Origin of the sequence: Virgifigura deserti (genome assembly GCA_003576685.1) — a bacterium.
In the GTDB taxonomy this organism is placed as follows: domain Bacteria; phylum Pseudomonadota; class Alphaproteobacteria; order Dongiales; family Dongiaceae; genus Virgifigura; species Virgifigura deserti.
Window position 1 is genome coordinate 661,107 of record QOZR01000001.1, and the last position, 15,872, is coordinate 676,978.

At 66.2% G+C, this 15,872-nt stretch carries 14 protein-coding genes; 4 read left to right on the plus strand and 10 right to left on the minus strand.

All coding sequences use genetic code 11. The features are described from left to right. Positions 1-6 precede the first annotated feature (6 nt). Genes DT069_RS03235 through DT069_RS03255 form a run of 5 tightly spaced genes read right to left on the minus strand, consistent with a single transcriptional unit; the run spans position 7 to position 5,819 of the window. A complete protein-coding gene (locus DT069_RS03235) occupies positions 7-702 on the minus strand; it encodes a site-2 protease family protein (protein ID WP_119458796.1) in 696 nt (231 codons plus the stop codon). Positions 703-713: 11 nt separating this feature from the next. Then, positions 714-1,724, minus strand: coding sequence for a beta-N-acetylhexosaminidase (gene nagZ / locus DT069_RS03240; protein ID WP_119458797.1), 1,011 nt, complete (start codon positions 1,722-1,724; stop codon positions 714-716). Further along, entirely contained in the window at positions 1,721-2,866 is a 1,146-nt protein-coding gene (locus DT069_RS03245) for an SPOR domain-containing protein (RefSeq protein ID WP_119458798.1), read from the minus strand. The genes nagZ and DT069_RS03245 overlap by 4 nt, the downstream gene beginning before the upstream one ends. After that, the gene (gene argS / locus DT069_RS03250) at positions 2,866-4,620 is read right to left on the minus strand and encodes an arginine--tRNA ligase (protein WP_119458799.1); all 1,755 of its coding nucleotides are present in this window, start codon (positions 4,618-4,620) and stop codon (positions 2,866-2,868) included. The genes DT069_RS03245 and argS overlap by 1 nt, the downstream gene beginning before the upstream one ends. Beyond that, on the minus strand, positions 4,617-5,819 hold the full coding sequence (locus tag DT069_RS03255; RefSeq protein WP_119458800.1) for a deoxyguanosinetriphosphate triphosphohydrolase: 1,203 nt from the start codon (positions 5,817-5,819) through the stop codon (positions 4,617-4,619). Before DT069_RS03255 ends, argS begins: the two co-directional genes overlap by 4 nt. A gap of 175 nt (positions 5,820-5,994) precedes the next feature. Between DT069_RS03255 and erpA the strand changes: the two genes are divergently transcribed. Together erpA and xth are read left to right on the plus strand one after the other, a co-directional pair. Next, positions 5,995-6,348, plus strand: coding sequence for an iron-sulfur cluster insertion protein ErpA (gene erpA / locus DT069_RS03260; RefSeq protein WP_119458801.1), 354 nt, complete (start codon positions 5,995-5,997; stop codon positions 6,346-6,348). A 185-nt stretch (positions 6,349-6,533) separates the two neighbouring features. Next, positions 6,534-7,349: an exodeoxyribonuclease III gene (gene xth / locus DT069_RS03265; RefSeq protein ID WP_425449961.1), complete on the plus strand. Its 816-nt coding sequence runs from the start codon at positions 6,534-6,536 to the stop codon at positions 7,347-7,349. Here xth and DT069_RS03270 read toward each other — a convergent pair. After that, positions 7,344-8,642, minus strand: a complete 1,299-nt coding sequence (locus DT069_RS03270; protein WP_119458803.1) for an NAD(P)/FAD-dependent oxidoreductase — start codon at positions 8,640-8,642, stop codon at positions 7,344-7,346. The genes xth and DT069_RS03270 overlap by 6 nt on opposite strands. 241 nt (positions 8,643-8,883) lie before the next feature. On the opposite strand from DT069_RS03270, the gene DT069_RS03275 reads away from it, so the two are divergent. Continuing rightward, entirely contained in the window at positions 8,884-9,120 is a 237-nt protein-coding gene (locus DT069_RS03275) for a hypothetical protein (protein ID WP_119458804.1), read from the plus strand. A gap of 37 nt (positions 9,121-9,157) precedes the next feature. Here DT069_RS03275 and DT069_RS03280 read toward each other — a convergent pair whose 3' ends face one another. The 3 genes from DT069_RS03280 to DT069_RS03290 form a co-directional block, all read right to left on the minus strand. Next, positions 9,158-10,654, minus strand: a complete 1,497-nt coding sequence (locus DT069_RS03280) for a M81 family metallopeptidase (RefSeq protein ID WP_119458805.1) — start codon at positions 10,652-10,654, stop codon at positions 9,158-9,160. A gap of 8 nt (positions 10,655-10,662) precedes the next feature. Next, a complete protein-coding gene (gene ilvD / locus DT069_RS03285; protein ID WP_119458806.1) occupies positions 10,663-12,390 on the minus strand; it encodes a dihydroxy-acid dehydratase in 1,728 nt (575 codons plus the stop codon). A gap of 168 nt (positions 12,391-12,558) precedes the next feature. Beyond that, complete coding sequence (locus tag DT069_RS03290) at positions 12,559-13,434, minus strand: DUF2189 domain-containing protein (protein ID WP_119458807.1); 876 nt, start codon at positions 13,432-13,434, stop codon at positions 12,559-12,561. Positions 13,435-13,699: 265 nt separating this feature from the next. Here DT069_RS03290 and DT069_RS03295 point away from each other — a divergent pair, with 265 nt between their 5' ends. Next, a complete protein-coding gene (locus DT069_RS03295; protein ID WP_119458808.1) occupies positions 13,700-14,935 on the plus strand; it encodes a cysteine desulfurase-like protein in 1,236 nt (411 codons plus the stop codon). A 31-nt stretch (positions 14,936-14,966) separates the two neighbouring features. Here the strand turns inward: DT069_RS03295 and DT069_RS03300 are convergent, their stop codons facing one another. Next, positions 14,967-15,869 carry a MurR/RpiR family transcriptional regulator gene (locus tag DT069_RS03300; protein ID WP_425449962.1) on the minus strand — a complete coding sequence of 301 codons (903 nt, stop codon included), beginning with the start codon at positions 15,867-15,869 and terminating at the stop codon, positions 14,967-14,969. Between the last annotated feature and the right edge of the window lie 3 nt (positions 15,870-15,872).

Consider the following 15,872-nt stretch of genomic DNA (forward strand, 5'->3'; position numbering starts at 1 on the left):
ATCTCCTCAGCTCAGCCCCGCCAGCACATCGATGAGATCCCACAGCATATCGACCGGAACGCCGACCAGCCATCGGAACAGGTTGAGGTCGAGGCCGAGCTGTGCGCCGATCAACGGCAGGAGGAACAGCGCCCCCACCAGGATCAGCAGGCCCCATCGCTCGAGACGTGCCAGCGGCAGCGCCAGCTTCGCAGGCAACAGGGCGACGGCGACGCGCCCGCCATCGAGCGGCGGCAGCGGCAGCATATTGAACACCGCCAGCAGAAGATTCAGGTAGATCGATGCGTTGAGCGCCTCGAACGTCCAGGCTCGAAAGGTGATCGGCAGCATGGCCGCGACATGGATCAGCAGAGCGGAAATGAACGCAAGGGCGAGATTGATCGCCGGACCTGCGGCCGCCACCAGCATCATGTCGCGCCTCGGCTTGCCCAGTCGGTCGAAGCGCACGGGCACCGGCTTGGCGTAGCCGAAGAGAAACGGCGAACGCATCAACAGCAGGATCGCGGGCAGGATGATCGTGCCGAACCCGTCGATATGCCTCAGTGGGTTGAAGGTGACCCGGCCGAGGCGATGGGCGGTGTCGTCGCCGAGGCGCCACGCCACGAAACCGTGCGCGGCCTCGTGAAAGGTGATCGCGATCAGGATGGGCAGCGCCAAGGCGGAAACGGTGTAGGCGAGAGCAACGGGATCGAAATCGAGCATCGGACGGCCGGTCAGGCGCGAAGCAGATGGTCGAGACGATCGACGGCTTCGGCCATGACCAGCGGCTCAGGCTGCTCGAGCCGCGCCGCGCCAGCCGCCAAACGCGCCGTCGCGGCAGACGACAAAGGTGCCACGGCGGTGGCGACGGCCTGCATTTCGGCCATATCGCCATTGCAGTGCAGGACGACATCGCAACCGGCCGCGAGCGCCGCGCGGGTCCGCTCGGCGAAATCGCCGGCGAGCGCCTTCATCGACAGGTCGTCCGAGACCAGAAAACCCTGGAAGCCGATATCACCGCGGATTACCTCCGTCACGACGGCCGGCGACGTCGTGGCCGGCCGTTCCGGATCGACCGCGCTGAACACGACATGTGCGGTCATCGCCCACGGCATGTCGTTCAGGGCGCGAAAGGTTCGAAAGTCCGTCTCGCGCAGTTCATCCAAGGGAGTGTCGACAACCGGCAGATGGTGATGGCTGTCGACCATCGCCCGTCCGTGGCCGGGGACATGCTTGACGACCGGCATCACCCCACCCGCCAGAAAGCCCTCGCAGGCGGCGCGGCCGAGCATCGCCACAAGGTCCGGTGTCTCGCCGAACGACCGGTCGCCGATCACCTCATGCGTTCCCGGCATGCGCAGATCGAGCAGCGGCGCGCAATCGACGGTGATGCCCAGGTCGAGAAGCTCGTCCGCGAGCAGTCGCGCATTCAGGCGAACCGCCTCCAGGGCGGCGGCCCGATTTCCGCCGGCCAGCGTGCCGAACACGGCCGGCGGCGGCGCCGCACGCCAGTGCGGCGGCCGCAGGCGGGCGACCCGCCCGCCCTCCTGGTCGATCAGGACCGGTGCATCCGCCCGCCCGACCGCATCGCGCAGCGACTCGACCAGGGCACGGACCTGGTCCGGCGTATCGCAGTTGCGTGCGAACAGAATGAAGCCGAGCGGATCGGCATCGCGGAACAACCGGCGCTCGGAATCGGTCAGCCGAAGCCCGGCGCAGCCGAAGATAACGGCTGCGGATGTCATGGCGCCACGACCAGGCAGGCCTGCTTCTGCTCCTCGAACCGATCGCAGAGCGAACGCGCCGCCGCGCGGTCGGGCAGCGGTCCCGCCTGAACGCGATAATAGACACCCTTGTCGCCGAGGTCGGCACGCTGGAGATTTACCTGCAACTCCTCCAGCAATGTCGGAAAGCGGCGCTGCAAACTGTCCCACTCCGTCTGCGCATCGACGCGCGTCCTCAACGCGGCGAGCTGAACGCGGAAGCTGCCGGTCACCGCCGCAGCGACCTGCGGCGCCGGCTCCGCGCCCGCCTCGGGCTCCGGCTTGGGCTCGGCGGGCGCCTTAGCGACTTCCGGAGCGACCTCGGGTTCCGTCGGCTTTGCCGCAGCCGGCTTCTCCGGCACAGGCGTCGCGCTCTCCGACGCCCCATCCTGCGGCGTCCCGTCCAGCGCCGAGGTTTCGACCGGAGTCGCGGCGGCAGCCGGCGGCTGCGGCGCGGTTTCTGCGGTGCTGGCGTCCGCCGGTGCGCTCTCCGCCCGCATCGTCTCCACTGTAGCAGCGGGCGCCGCTGCGTCGGTCGCCGGGCCGGCGGCCAGTGATCCTGGCGGCGGGGCCGGCGGTTCGATCGGCGTCTCGGGCGGCGGCAGGAGTCGTTCGACCTGCGGTCCGGAACCGGAATCACCGCCGATCTGGGAATAGATCAGCTTGTCCTGGTTGGGGACCTCCATCCCGCCCTCGTCTTCCGGACGGAACTTCGCCGCGCCTTCCTCGGCGGTGATCAGCGGCGCCGTGCCTAGCTCACCGGCGGGTTCCGTTCCATAGGCCCACCAGATGATCCCGGCGAACACCACCAATGTGAGGCCGGCGATCAGCATCGGCAGGATACGACGGCGGCGCGGGTTTTCCGCGGCCTCTCCGTCATGATCGGAATAGGCAATATCCGGTCGCAGGCGACCCGGATAAGTGGGGATATCGGATCCGTTCGTCTCGTTATTCAGCTCAACCTCCTTCTCGTCGTCCGCATGGCCCCGCACCCGCAGCCGATAGTCCGCTTCGAGCGGTGTCAGATCGCCCGGGTCGAGGCGCAGGTCGTGCCGTCGGCCTTGCTGCTGGGATGCCGCAATCGCTGCATCGATCTCATCAGGTCTCAGCTTGTCCGAGGGCATCAACGCATCTCCTCGACCGGTTGGACGCCGAAGATCATCAGTCCCGATGCAACGACGAACGCGACCGCCTGGACCAGCGCCAGACGCGCCATCGTCAGTTCGGGGTCATCCGGCAGCAGGAAGCGGAGACGCGCCTCGTCCTTGCCCATGTTCCACAAGGCGTGAAAGGCCGCCGCCAAATCGTAGAGATAAAAGGCGACGCGATGCGGCTCATGGTGCTCGGCGGCCGTTTCGACGAGCCGCGGCCACTCCGCGAGCCGCCGAATCAGCCCCAGCTCGGCCGGATCGCTCAGGCGCGCGAGCGGTCCCGCCGCGAGAGCGGCGGGCGACAGATCGACCTGCGCCATCTCCGCCCGGGCATGGCGCATAACCGAGGCGGTGCGCGCATGCGCGTACTGGACGTAGAAGACCGGATTGTCGCGCGACTGCTCGGTCACCTTCACGAGGTCGAAATCGAGCGCCGCGTCGTTCTTCCGCGTCAGCATGATGAAGCGGACGACATCCTTCCCGACCTCCTCCACCACCTCGCGCAGGGTGACGAAGGTGCCGGCGCGCTTCGACATCCTCACCGGCCGGCCTTCGCGCATAAGCGTGACGAGTTGGCAGATCTTGACGTCCAGCTCGCCTTCCCCGCCGGTCACCGCCTTCACCGCCGCCTGCATCCGCTTGACGTAGCCGCCGTGATCGGCGCCCCAGATGTCGATCATCAGCGGAAAACCGCGGCGGAACTTGTCGAAGTGATAGGCGATGTCGGCGGCGAAATAGGTCCAGCTTCCGTCCGACTTCTTCAGCGGCCGGTCGACATCGTCACCGAATTCGGTGGCGCGGAACAGCGTCTGTTCACGGGGCTCCCAATCTTCCGGCGCCTTGCCCTTGGGCGGCTCCAGCGTGCCGACATAGATCAGGCCCCGCGCCTCCAGCGTCTCCAGAACCCTGTCGACGCCACCGGCCTCGACCATCGCGCGCTCGGAGCTGAACACCTCCTGATGCACGCCGAGCGCGTCCAGGTCGGCACGGATCAGCGCCATCATTGCGTCGATCGTGAACTCCCGCACCGGCGCGAGCCATTCGCTCTCGGCCGCGTCCCGCCATTTGTCGCCGTCCCGCGCGGCGAGAGCGGCGCCGACATCCTTCAGATACTCGCCGGGATAAAGTCCCTCAGGGATTGCATCGATCGTCTCGCCCAGCGCCTCGCGATACCGCAGATGGGCGGAACGAGCGAGCGTATCGACCTGGGCGCCGGCGTCATTGATGTAATATTCCCGCGTCACGGAATAGCCCGCCTTCGCGAGCAGCGCGGCGAGCGCGTCGCCAACAACGGCCCCGCGGGCATGCGCCAGATGCAGCGGCCCCGTCGGATTCGCCGAGACATATTCGACATTCACCCGCGCGCCGCCACCCATCGTCGAGCTGCCGTAATGGACTCCGGCACGCAGAACCTCGGCAAGTTGCGCGTGCCAGAAGGACGGGTGCAGCCGCAGATTGATGAATCCAGGCCCGGCGACCTCGGCACTTGCGACGGCCTCATGGTCGCGCAACCGGCCGATCAGCAGATCGGCCAGCTCGCGCGGCTTCCGCCCGGCCGCTTTGCTCAGCACCATCGCGGCATTGGTCGAAATGTCGCCATGGCTCGCCTCGCGTGGCGGCTCGACGGCAACGCGACTGAAATCGAGGCCGGCGGGAAGTTCGCCGGCCTGGACCAGGGTTTCCAACAGGCGGACGACGTCGTCCCGGAAATAAGTGAAGAGATTCATCGGGACCTATCGTAGGGATCGAACAGGCGGCGATGCTCGTCGAGGGCGAAGCGATCGGTCATGCCGGCGATATAGTCGGCCACGACGCGCGCGGTCAGCGGCGTTTCGGGATCGTTCGTCTGCTCATGCCACTCGGTCGGCAGGCAATCGGGCTGGCTGACATAAAGCTCGAAAAGATCCTGCACGACGCGACGAGCCTTGTTGGTCATCCGATTGACCTTGTAGTGCCTGTACATCCGGTTAAAGAGGAACGTCTTCAGCGCCCGATCGTTCTCGCCCATCGCGGGCGAAAAGCTGACCATCGCGCGCCCAAGCCCGCGGAGCTCGGCGGCGGAGCCCGGCTTCGCCTCGGCCAGCCGCCGGCGCGTCTCCTCTATCAGGTCGGTCGCCATCAGGTCAATCAAGCGGCGCACCGATTCGTGGATCAGCCGGGCACTTTCCAGGCCCGGATAGCGGGCGGCGACCTCGGCGAAAACAGGCCCGACCAGAGGCACCTCGGCCAGATCCTCGATCGCGAACAGGCCGGCGCGCAGTCCGTCGTCGATATCATGATTGTTGTAGGCGATATCGTCCGCAAGGGCCGCGACCTGGGCCTCGGGGCCCGGCCAAGTCTCCAGCTCGAGGTCCTGCTGGCCGGCGACATAATCGGCGATCGTCGGAGGCAAGGGCTTGGCCTTCGCCTTGGCGTCGGCGCCGCCACCTAGCAGTGGCCCGTTATGCTTCACCACCCCTTCCAGGCATTCCCACGTCAGGTTCAGGCCGTCGAACGCAGCGTAGCGACGCTCGAGCTGTGTCAGGATGCGGAAGGTCTGCTCGTTGTGATCGAACCCGCCGAACGGCGCCATGCAGCCATCGAGCGCCTCCTCCCCCGCATGGCCGAACGGCGTGTGACCCAGATCGTGGGCGAGCGCGACGGCCTCCGCCAGATCCTCGTCGAGGCCGAGCGCGCGGCTAATCGAGCGGGCAATCTGCGCCACCTCGATGCTATGGGTGAGCCGCGTCCGGTAATAGTCACCCTCATGCTCGACGAAGACCTGGGTCTTGTGCTTGAGGCGCCGGAACGCAGCGGAATGGATGATCCGGTCGCGGTCGCGCTGAAACACCGACCGGCCGGGACTTTCCGGTTCGCTGACGAGACGGCCGCGGCTCTCCTCCGGCCGGGTGGCGTAGGGCTGCACGACCTGGGGCGACACCACCATGGCGGCAACATTACGCGCCTCCCGCGCGGCAGGCAACGGCAGCCTGAGAAGCTGCTTGGCTCGGGTGTTTGACAAAGCCAGGGCACTGCTTACATTCATGAGGCGCATAGGCACCATAATCGCCTAGCGGACGGATGGTTAAGAACGAATTAAGCGTTTCCGCGAGGAGAGATCAATGAGCGACGCTGTCGCGGCACCGGAGCGTATGGTCACGATCACTGAGAACGCCGCCAGGCGCCTGGCCAAGTTGGTCGCCGAGGAACCCGGCGAAGGGCTGATGCTGCGCGTCTCAGTTTCCGGCGGGGGATGCTCCGGGTTTCAATATGGCTTCGCCTTCGACGATTCGCACCAGGACGACGACGTCCTGTTCCAGCGCGACGGCGTGACCGTCGTTATCGATAGCGTCTCCCTCGATCTGCTGGCCGGCGCGGAGATCGATTTCGTCGAGGATCTTGTCGGATCGTCCTTTCAGATCCGCAATCCCAACGCCTCCTCCTCCTGCGGTTGCGGCAGCTCCTTCTCGATCTGAGACAGGCGGACCCTCATCGCTCGCCCCTCGACAAGCTCGGGGTGAGGAAACTCAGGATGAGGTTTCCAGAAACCGGACCGGGAGCTTCATGTTGAGCTTGTCGAAACATGAGGCGCTCTGATGACGAGCGGATATGATAGAAAGACGGCCCGCCTCGCGCGGGCCTTTTGGTTTACAGGGGAACGATGATGGTTCGACTCGCCACCTGGAACGTGAATTCGCTCAAGGCGCGGATCGGCCATTTGACGGACTGGCTGCGCGACGCCAAGCCGGACGTCGTGATGCTGCAGGAAATCAAGTGCCTAGAGGAGGCGGTGCCTCGCCTGGAACTCGAGGATCTCGGCTATAATGTCGCCGCCGTCGGTCAGAAATCTTATAACGGCGTCGCCCTGCTCTCCCGCCATCCCCTGACCGTCGAGCGGCGTGCCCTGCCCGGCGACGAGGGCGACGTTCAGGCTCGCTACATCGAAGGGCTGGTCGAACTGCCGGCCGAGACATCGGACGGCGGGGGCGGCGGAGCCGTCCTGCGCGTCGCCTCGATCTATCTGCCGAACGGCAATCCGGTGGACAGCGAAAAATACCCGTACAAGCTGGCCTGGCTGGACCGGCTGCGCGCGCATGTCGCCGACCTTCTGACGCTCGAGGAGCGGTTCGTCCTCGGCGGCGACTACAACATCGCCCCGACCGACGAGGACGTCTATGACCCGGTCGGCTGGCGCGACGATGCCCTCTGCCGCCTCGAGTCGCGGCTGCACTATCGCGCCGTCATCAATCTCGGGCTTACGGACGCCTACCGGGCGATGGAGCCACAGGGACCTGGCTACAGCTTCTGGGACTATCAGGCCGGCTGTTGGCCACGCGACGAGGGCCTGCGGATCGACCATCTGTTGCTGTCGCCGCAGGCGGCGGACCGGCTGAAGGCTGCGGGCGTCGATCGCGGTCCGCGCGGCAAGGACCGGCCCTCGGACCACACGCCCGTCTGGTGCGAACTCGACCTATGAAGGAGGCGGGGCGGAGCGGGATGAAGGTTCCTGGGCGCCGATAATCAGGCGCGCGCCGCGGTCGACGGTGAAATAGGCCCAAAGCCACTTTGCCGCAACGGCGAACCGGTTGCGGAAGCCGATCAGGAAATAGATGTGGACGAGGCCCCACAGCACCCAGGCGAAGAAGCCGCTGATCCTGAGCCAGCCGAAGTCGGCAATCGCCGCCGAACGGCCGATCGTCGCCAAATTGCCGAGGTTCCGATAGCGGAACGGCTCCGGCGCCGGGTGGCCGGCTAGCTTGGCCGAGATGACCTTCGCGACATATTCGCCCTGTTGCTTGGCGGCGGGCGCGACGCCGGGGACCGGGCTGCCGTCGTCCATTGTGACCAGAGCCGTGTCGCCGATCACGAAAACCTCGGAGTGCCCGGGAAGCGAGAGGTCCGGCGCGACCTTGACGCGGCCGGCACGATCCCTGTCCGCGTTCAGCCACTGCGCGGCCGGCGAAGCGGCATTGCCGGCGCCCCAGATGATCGTCCGCGCCTCAATCCGCTGCCCTCCAGCGACCACGCCGTCCTCGTCGCAGGTCTCGACCATCTTGCTAAGCCACACCTCGACTCCTAGCCGCTCGAGCGAGCGATCGGCCGCCATCGAGAGATTCTCGGGATAGGTGGAGAGCAAGCGATCCTGGCCCTCGATCAGGATGATGCGTGCGGATCGCGGATCGATATGCCGGAAGTCCCGAACCAGAATCCGCTTCGCGAGGCCGGCGATCGCGCCGGCCATCTCCACCCCGGTCGGGCCGCCGCCGACGATCACGAAGGTCAGCAGGCGACGACGCTCTTCCGGGTCCGTCTCCGTCTCCGCCCGTTCGAAGGCAAGCAGGATCCGACGGCGGATCGCCGTCGCCTCCTCGACCGTTTTCAGGCCCGGCGCGTAGCGCTCCCACTCGTCATGGCCGAAATAGGAATGCTGCGCGCCCGTTGCGACGACGAGATAATCATAGGAGACCTTCTGCCCGAGCTCTTGCAGGATGACGGTCCGCGCTTGCAAATCGACATCATTGACCGTGCCGAGCAGGATCTCAGCATTCTCTTGGTCACGCAAAATGCTGCGAAGCGGCACTGCAATCTCGCTGGGAGCCAGCTCGGCGGTGGCGACCTGATAGAGCAGTGGCTGAAAGAGGTGATAATTCGTGCGGTCGATCAGGGTGACCTTGGCCGAGGCCCGGCGCAGCGCCTTGGCCGCCGACAATCCGCCGAACCCGGCACCGACGATCACGATGCGCGGCTGCTTCCCCGCTGCTGCGTCCATGGCTTTCTCCGACAACGTCACCGGCCTTTCCCCAGCCTCCTAAGGGACGTTGGCGACGGTTGATTTGTTCCCGTTCATAGAGCTGCGAAGTTCGTAGAATGTTAACGATTTTCGGGCAATTCTCGCCGCAAATCTCCGTCATGAAGGCACGTGCTGATGAAAGCGCCGCTGGCGGGGATCGGAGGGCAGTCCAAGAAAAGTTTTGAGAGAGGCGTCGGCCCACTCTGGTTGGAGAGCAGCCATGAGCCTCTTTCAGGTCGTTATTCTCGTCTGCGCGATAGCGACGCCACGCGGCGAATGCCAGCCCGATACCGCCCTCGACGTGATTCGCGGCCCCGACGCTCAGAATGAATTGATGTGCGGTTTCCACGGTCAGGCCTATCTGGCTTCGAGCGCGATCGGGCGCCATCTTCGCACTGACGAATACGTCAAAATCAAATGCACGCGGACCGGCATCGGCCTGGCAAACGTCGGCTGAGTTTCCGCGCGGCACTCTCTGCGGACTGGACACCGCTTCACCGATGCGTCGGCTCCGCCGGCATCAGCCGCACGCCTGACCGCAGGCGCCGATAGGGCAACAGGCGGTGGTCGATGGGGTTCGGCCCTGGCGCGGCAACGACCAGGACGGTCCCCGCGATCGGCTGGAAATCAGCGCGGAAATGGACGGAACTCTTGAGCGCCAGAATGTTCTGCTCGGCCGGCTCGACGCCGAGATGGCGGAACATCGCCTGGTCCGCCGCCTGCTGCTTCACGCTGGCCACGATCACCCGGACTCCGGCGACCGACAGCAGCGCCATGGGGCCGAGACGCATCCGGGAGCCGCGATAGAAAGGGCCGGTCGCGGCGAAGCTGCCGTCGCCCAGCCGCTCTACCCGAAAGGTGCCGTCGAAAGGTCGATGTCCCGGTAAGCCGGACTTGGCTCCGAGCCTCACGGTAATCTCGCCGCCCTGCCCCACCGCATGCGCCGCCGCTGCGACTTCGGGATCATGGAGAACCGCGACCACCGCGCCTTCCGCCCCCAACCGGACCAGCGCGTCGAGCAGGCCGACCGTGTCGGAGCTCCCGCCGGCGCCCGGATTGTCCTGGGTGTCAGCCAGCACCACCGGCCGGGTGCCTTGCCGCACCAGGTCCTGGGCGCTGCGCACGGCCTCATCGGGCGAGTAGACTCTGCCGGCGAAGTCGGCCTCCCGCCGGCCGATCATATCGGCCAGCGTCTCGGCGGCTTGATCGGCCGCCTGCTGGCTTCGCCCATAGGCCATCACCGACGGGCCGCATTCGGCGATGTCCGCCGGCGGGAAGCCCGGCGCGAAGGACAGGCTCAGCACCTCGCCCTCCTCCAGCGCCTCCAGCTCTCGGTAGATCGAGGCCATCGGCTCGATCAGCGTACATTGCCACGGCAGCGGGATCAGGAAGAGCAGCTTGCGCATCGCCTTATGGACTGCAGCATCGTCGGTCAGAAGCCGATCGAGAAGCCGCGCCGCCCGGGCACCCGTCGCATCCATGTCGATATGCGGATAGGTCCGATAGGCGACCAGGGCCGAGACCTGCGCCACCATCTCCGCGGTGACGTTCGCATGAAAGTCGAGACTGGCCACGACGGGCACCGCCGGCCCGACCAGCGCCCGCACCCGTCGCAGCAACTCGCCGTCGCCGTCTTCCAGATGCTCCGTCACCATGGCGCCATGCAGGTCGAGATAGACACCATCGACCGGCAGGGCCTCGGTCAGGCGCTGCAGCAGCGCCTCGGCGATCCGCTCGAATGCCGCTTGCTCGACATGGGCGGACGGAGTCGCCGCGCACCAGAGCAGCGGCACCAGATCGTGTCCGGCCGCACGGGCCGCGTCGACGAAGCCGGTGACCGGCAGGTTGATTCCGGCCACTGTCTCGAACAGTGCCGGCCCGGCGGTCAGACCCGGCCAGCCCGCGCCCCGCTCGAAATCGGCGAACCGGGCTTTCGAGGGGGCGAATGTGTTGGTTTCGTGCTGAAACCCGCCGACGGCGATTCGGGCCACGGAAAGGCCTAAATGTCCGCGTAGATGTGCGTCTCGGCCTGTCCGCCGGGATGGCAGACGGCGCCCTTCTCCGCGTCACCAACCGTCTGGGCATAGCGCCACAGCGCCCCGGACTGGAAGTCATGCCGCCGCGACTTCCATTCGCCGCGCCGCGCCGCCAGTTCCGCTTCGGTCAGATCGACCTCGAGCGTCCCCTTCTCCGCGTCGATGCGAATGGTATCGCCGTCCTTCAGCAGGCCGATGGGGCCGCCGACCGCCGCCTCCGGGCCGACATGGCCGATGCAGAAGCCGCGCGTCGCGCCGGAGAACCGGCCATCGGTGATGAGCGCCACCTGATCGCCCATGCCCTGGCCATAGATCGCCGCCGTGGTCGCCAGCATTTCGCGCATGCCGGGCCCGCCCCGCGGCCCCTCATAGCGGATCACCAGCACCTCGCCAGCCTTGTAGTCGCCCCGCTCGACGGCGTCGAAGGCCTCCTCCTCGCAATCGAAGCAGCGCGCCGGCCCGGTGAAAGTCAGCTTCTTCATCCCGGCGACTTTGACGATCGCCCCTTGCGGCGCTAGATTTCCGCGGAGCCCGACGACGCCCCCGGTCGGCGAGAGCGGGCTGCTCGTCGGCCGGACCACCTCCTGGTCCGTCGGAATCGTCACATTCTCGAGATTCTCGGCGATCGTCTTGCCGGTGACGGTGATGCAGTCGCCATGCAGGTAGCCGCCGTCGAGCAGCGCCTTCATCAGCACCGGCACGCCGCCGATCTCGAACATATCCTTGGCGACGAAGCGGCCGCCCGGCTTGAGGTCGGCAATGTAGGGCGTCCGCTTGAAGATCGCGCAGACGTCATGCAGGTCGAAGTCGATCCCGATCTCGTGGGCGATCGCCGGCAGGTGCAGGCCGGCATTGGTCGAGCCGCCCGACGCGGCAACGATCATGGCGGCGTTCTCCAACGCCTTGCGCGTCACGATGTCCCGCGGCCGCAGATTCGATTCGATCAGCCGCATCACCATTTCTCCGGACGCCTCGGCATAGGCGTCGCGCGATTCGTAGGGCGCCGGGGCGCCGGCCGAGCCGGGCAGCGCCAAGCCGATCGCCTCCGAGACGCAGGCCATCGTGTTCGCGGTGAACTGGCCGCCGCAGGAGCCGGCGGACGGGCAGGCGACGCATTCCAGGTCGTGCAGATCCTCGTCCGACATCTTGCCGGCGGAATGGCTTCCGACCGCCTCGAACACATCCTGCACGGTCACGTCCCGGCCGCGGAACCGACCGGGCAGGATCGAGCCGCCATACATGAAGACCGAGGGAACGTTGAGCCGCACCATGGCCATCATCAAGGCCGGCAGAGACTTGTCGCAGCCGGCGATCCCGACCAGCGCATCGTAGCAGTGGCCGCGCATCGTCAGCTCGACCGAGTCGGCGATGACCTCGCGGCTGACCAGCGAGGATTTCATGCCGGCATGGCCCATGGCGATGCCGTCCGTCACGGTGATGGTGGTGAATTCCCGCGGCGTTCCGCCACCGGCCTTGACGCCCTTCTTCACCGCCTGAGCCTGCCGCGCCAGCGCGATGTTGCAAGGCGCCGCCTCGTTCCAGGTGGTCGCCACGCCGACGAAGGGCTGCGCGATCTCCTCCGCCGTCATACCCATGGCATAGTAATAGGATCGGTGCGGGGCACGGTCGGGCCCGACCGAGACGTGCCGGCTGGGTAGTTTGCTCTTGTCGAACGTCGCTTTGGCGGTCATCGGCCGTCGCCTCGCTTCTCTCCCTATCCCTCTAAAGCGAAGGATACCGACCTCGGGAAACCGCCTCCAGCCATTTATAGCGCATATACCTGCGCAGCCCGCGCATGGCTGCCAACCGGACGGTCAGCCAACGAGGCTTGTCTCCAGAGCGCATTGGAGTGCCGCGGGTCAGCGCGGCACTACCTTGCGATACAGGTGCCAGGTTGCGTGTCCTAGGACGGGCATGACGATGATGAGGCCGAGAAACACCGGGATCGACCCAATGGCCAAGCCGCCCGCGACGATCAGCCCCCAGAGCGCCATCGGGCCCGGGTTCATAAGCACGGCGCGGATCGACGTCCGCACCGCCGTGGCGAGCCCCACATCCCGGTCGAGCAACAGCGGGAACGACACCACACTGATCGTCAGCACCAGCAAGGCGAAGAGGAAGCCGACGCCCACGCCCACACCGATCATCGCCCAACCGGCACTCGTCGTGAAGATGTCGCGGATGAACGCGTTGACCGAGGCCGGCGGCTCGGGGCCGAGCGTGAGCGCGTAGATCCCATAGGCCGCGGCCAGCCAGAGCAGGAAGATCGCCAGCAGCAGCAGGCCCAGTAGCACGATCGAGCCGAACCCGGGCGAGCGAACCACGCCGAACGCGTCCACCCAGGTAATGTCGATGCCCTGTTCGCGTCGCCGGCTCATTTCATAGAGGCCGACCGCCGCGACCGGGCCGATGAGCGCGAAGCCGGCCGCCAGCGGGAATAGCAGCGGCAGCATGTCGTAGCCGAACGTCAGCCGTGCCAGGAAGACGCCCACGATGGGATAGATGAGGCAGAGGAAGATGACGTCCGTCCGGTAGGCCCCGAAATCGCCGAGGCCTTTGACAAGGACATCCTTCAGGTCGGCCGCCTCGATCCGGCGGACCGCCGGGACCGGGACATGTCGGACTTCCCGGGTATGATGCAGGGATTGGCCCGCCCGTTCCATGGCGAGATTTATAAGTCTGAGCTGATCCCATCCCCACTCGATGGGGTTTCGGATGAAGTTTCCGATGGCCATGTTTGTCCTCCCGAACCATTGGTTCGAGGGCCGCGGGTCATCGTGGCGCAACGCTCAATCCGGCCGTCGGCCACGAAAGAGCCGCGACCCGCCATATGGCAAAGCATACTCCGATGCCGGGCTCACGTCCCCTCACATCTCGGTGTTGAACACCATTTGATCAAGGACCGGTAGCGGACCTGACGAGTTTCCTGTCGACGGCCTTCGCTGACGCTCGGTAGAATACCGCACGTCCTGCCCCTACCCTCCAAGCAGATACAGAGCCGTGCCAAGAGAGAGCCTCGATCTCGACTTCGTCCGTCGCCAGTTTCCGCCGCTCGGCAATGGCTGGGCCTTCTTCGAGAACGCCGGCGGCAGCTATGCGCCGCAGAGCGTCATCGACCGGGTCCGGTCTTATATGACCGAGGCGCAGGTGCAGCCGGCCTGGAGCTTTGCGCCCTCCGCCGATGCGACCGAGCGGATCGCCCGCGGCCGGCGCGCGGTCGCCGAACTGATCAACGCCGAGCCGGACGAGGTGATCGTCGGCCCGTCCACGACGATGAACGTCTATGTCCTCGCTCAGGCGCTCCGCTCCGCTTTCGCGCCTGGCGACGAACTGATCGTCACCAATCTCGACCATGAGGCGAACAACGGCGCCTGGCGTCGGCTCGCGGAGTTCGGCGTGACCGTCAAGGAATGGCGGATCGACCCGTCGAACGGCGCCCTGGCGGAAGCGGATCTCGACGCTCTCCTCACGGACCGCACCCGGCTCGTCTGCTTCACCCATTGCTCGAACGTCGTCGGCACGATTCACGACGTCGCCCATCTCACCCGCAAGATCCACGCGGCCGGGGCGCGGGTCTGCGTCGACGGCGTCGCCTTCGCCCCGCATCGGCAGGTCGACGTCAAGGCGCTCGACGTCGATTTCTACACCTTCAGCGCCTACAAGGTCTTCGGCCCGCATCTCGGCATTCTCTATGGCAAGCGCGAGCATCTTCTGTCGGCGCGCGGCCAGAATCATTTCTTCATCGGTGAGGACGACATCCCGCTGAAGCTCAATCCCGGCGGCCCGAACCACGAACTGACCGCCGGGCTGGTCGGCGTCGCGGACTATTTCGATGCCGTCTATCGCCACCATTTCGACGCGCCCGAGAACAGCTTTCACAAGCGCGCCGGGCGGGTCTATGCGCTGATGGCCGCACATGAGGAGCGTTTGGCCGATCGGCTGCTGGATTTCCTGCGCGGGAAGCCCGGTCTGCGGCTGATCGGCGAGCCGACCATGGCCGATGGCCGGCGGGCGCCGACAATCTCCTTCGCGGTTCCGGGTCGCTCGTCACAGGCCTTGCAGACGGCCCTCGAGCGCGAGCGGATCGCCGTCGGCTACGGCAATTTCTACGCCCACCGCTGCGTCGAGGCGCTGGGGCTGGACCCGGAGGATGGCGTCCTGCGGGTCGGCATGGCGCATTACAACAGGCTGGAGGAAGTCGACCGGCTGATCGAAGCGCTCGACCCCCTGATCTGATACGGGAAACCCGATGCCGTGCCGCGCGTGGCTATTCGATTTCCACACGCATGTCTGCGATCAGCCGCTCGCGCTCCGCAAGTGCGCTGAGCGCCCGGCGCCCTAGCCTTCTCGCAACCAGATTGAGCAGCCCTTCACAGAATACGACATAGGCACCCATGCTGTTGGAGTAGAAACTGCTGGCATGGGGGATGAAGAAAGCGTGCCGGGCGGGCGGAACCAGGGGCGACGCGCGCGAGTCCGTAATCGCGACGACCGAGTGTCCGTTCGCGGCGGCGATCCCGGCGACATGCGCTACGCTTCGTGTATAGGGCGCGCAACTGGCGACCACGACCAAGTCCCCCTCGTCGAGCTGGGATATCGCTTCGGCGACACCCAACCGGGGCGAATCGAGGAGCGCAACATCTGAACGGAGCATGCCGAGTCCATAGGTAAGAAAGCTCGCCAGCGCATGAAACTGGCGGACGCCATGAAGGCGAACCCGACCTGCCGTGGCAAACAGTTCTATCGCACCTTGCAGGGACTCGGGCTCCAACTGGCCGAGAAAGCCGTTGATATTCGCCGTCGACTCGCGCGCCAAGCGCTCGAAGACCTCCAACTCGGCCGCTGTGCCCGCTTGCGCACTCAAAAGCCGACCGGCCTGACGGCTGTAGAAATGGCGCTGGTCGTTGGCGATCGCGTTGCGAAAGACGCTCTGGAATTCGCTGAAGCCGTCATAGCCGAGACGCTTGGCGAGACGGGTCAGGGTCGAGGGGTTGACGCCGAGGAGGCCGGCCAGCTCGGAGATCGATCGCACGGCCGACTGCTCCGGCGCATCGACGAGCTTGGCGAAGACGTCATGGGCTTTGGCGCCAAGCGAGATTTCAGCCTCGTCACGACCGATGCGGATCGCCAGCGCCCTGAGTTCCTCGACAGTCTGCGGTGGTCTGGCCACACT

Bases quoted from the DNA above. Each gene is read 5' to 3' on its own strand.
- DT069_RS03235 (WP_119458796.1), bottom strand. From the start codon at position 702: ATGCTCGATTTCGATCCCGTTGCTCTCGCCTACACCGTTTCCGCCTTG.
- nagZ (WP_119458797.1), bottom strand. From the start codon at position 1,724: ATGACATCCGCAGCCGTTATCTTCGGCTGCGCCGGGCTTCGGCTGACC.
- DT069_RS03245 (WP_119458798.1), bottom strand. From the start codon at position 2,866: ATGCCCTCGGACAAGCTGAGACCTGATGAGATCGATGCAGCGATTGCG.
- argS (WP_119458799.1), bottom strand. From the start codon at position 4,620: ATGAATCTCTTCACTTATTTCCGGGACGACGTCGTCCGCCTGTTGGAA.
- DT069_RS03255 (WP_119458800.1), bottom strand. From the start codon at position 5,819: ATGGTGGTGTCGCCCCAGGTCGTGCAGCCCTACGCCACCCGGCCGGAG.
- erpA (WP_119458801.1), top strand. From the start codon at position 5,995: ATGAGCGACGCTGTCGCGGCACCGGAGCGTATGGTCACGATCACTGAG.
- xth (WP_425449961.1), top strand. From the start codon at position 6,534: ATGATGGTTCGACTCGCCACCTGGAACGTGAATTCGCTCAAGGCGCGG.
- DT069_RS03270 (WP_119458803.1), bottom strand. From the start codon at position 8,642: ATGGACGCAGCAGCGGGGAAGCAGCCGCGCATCGTGATCGTCGGTGCC.
- DT069_RS03275 (WP_119458804.1), top strand. From the start codon at position 8,884: ATGAGCCTCTTTCAGGTCGTTATTCTCGTCTGCGCGATAGCGACGCCA.
- ilvD (WP_119458806.1), bottom strand. From the start codon at position 12,390: ATGACCGCCAAAGCGACGTTCGACAAGAGCAAACTACCCAGCCGGCAC.
- DT069_RS03290 (WP_119458807.1), bottom strand. From the start codon at position 13,434: ATGGCCATCGGAAACTTCATCCGAAACCCCATCGAGTGGGGATGGGAT.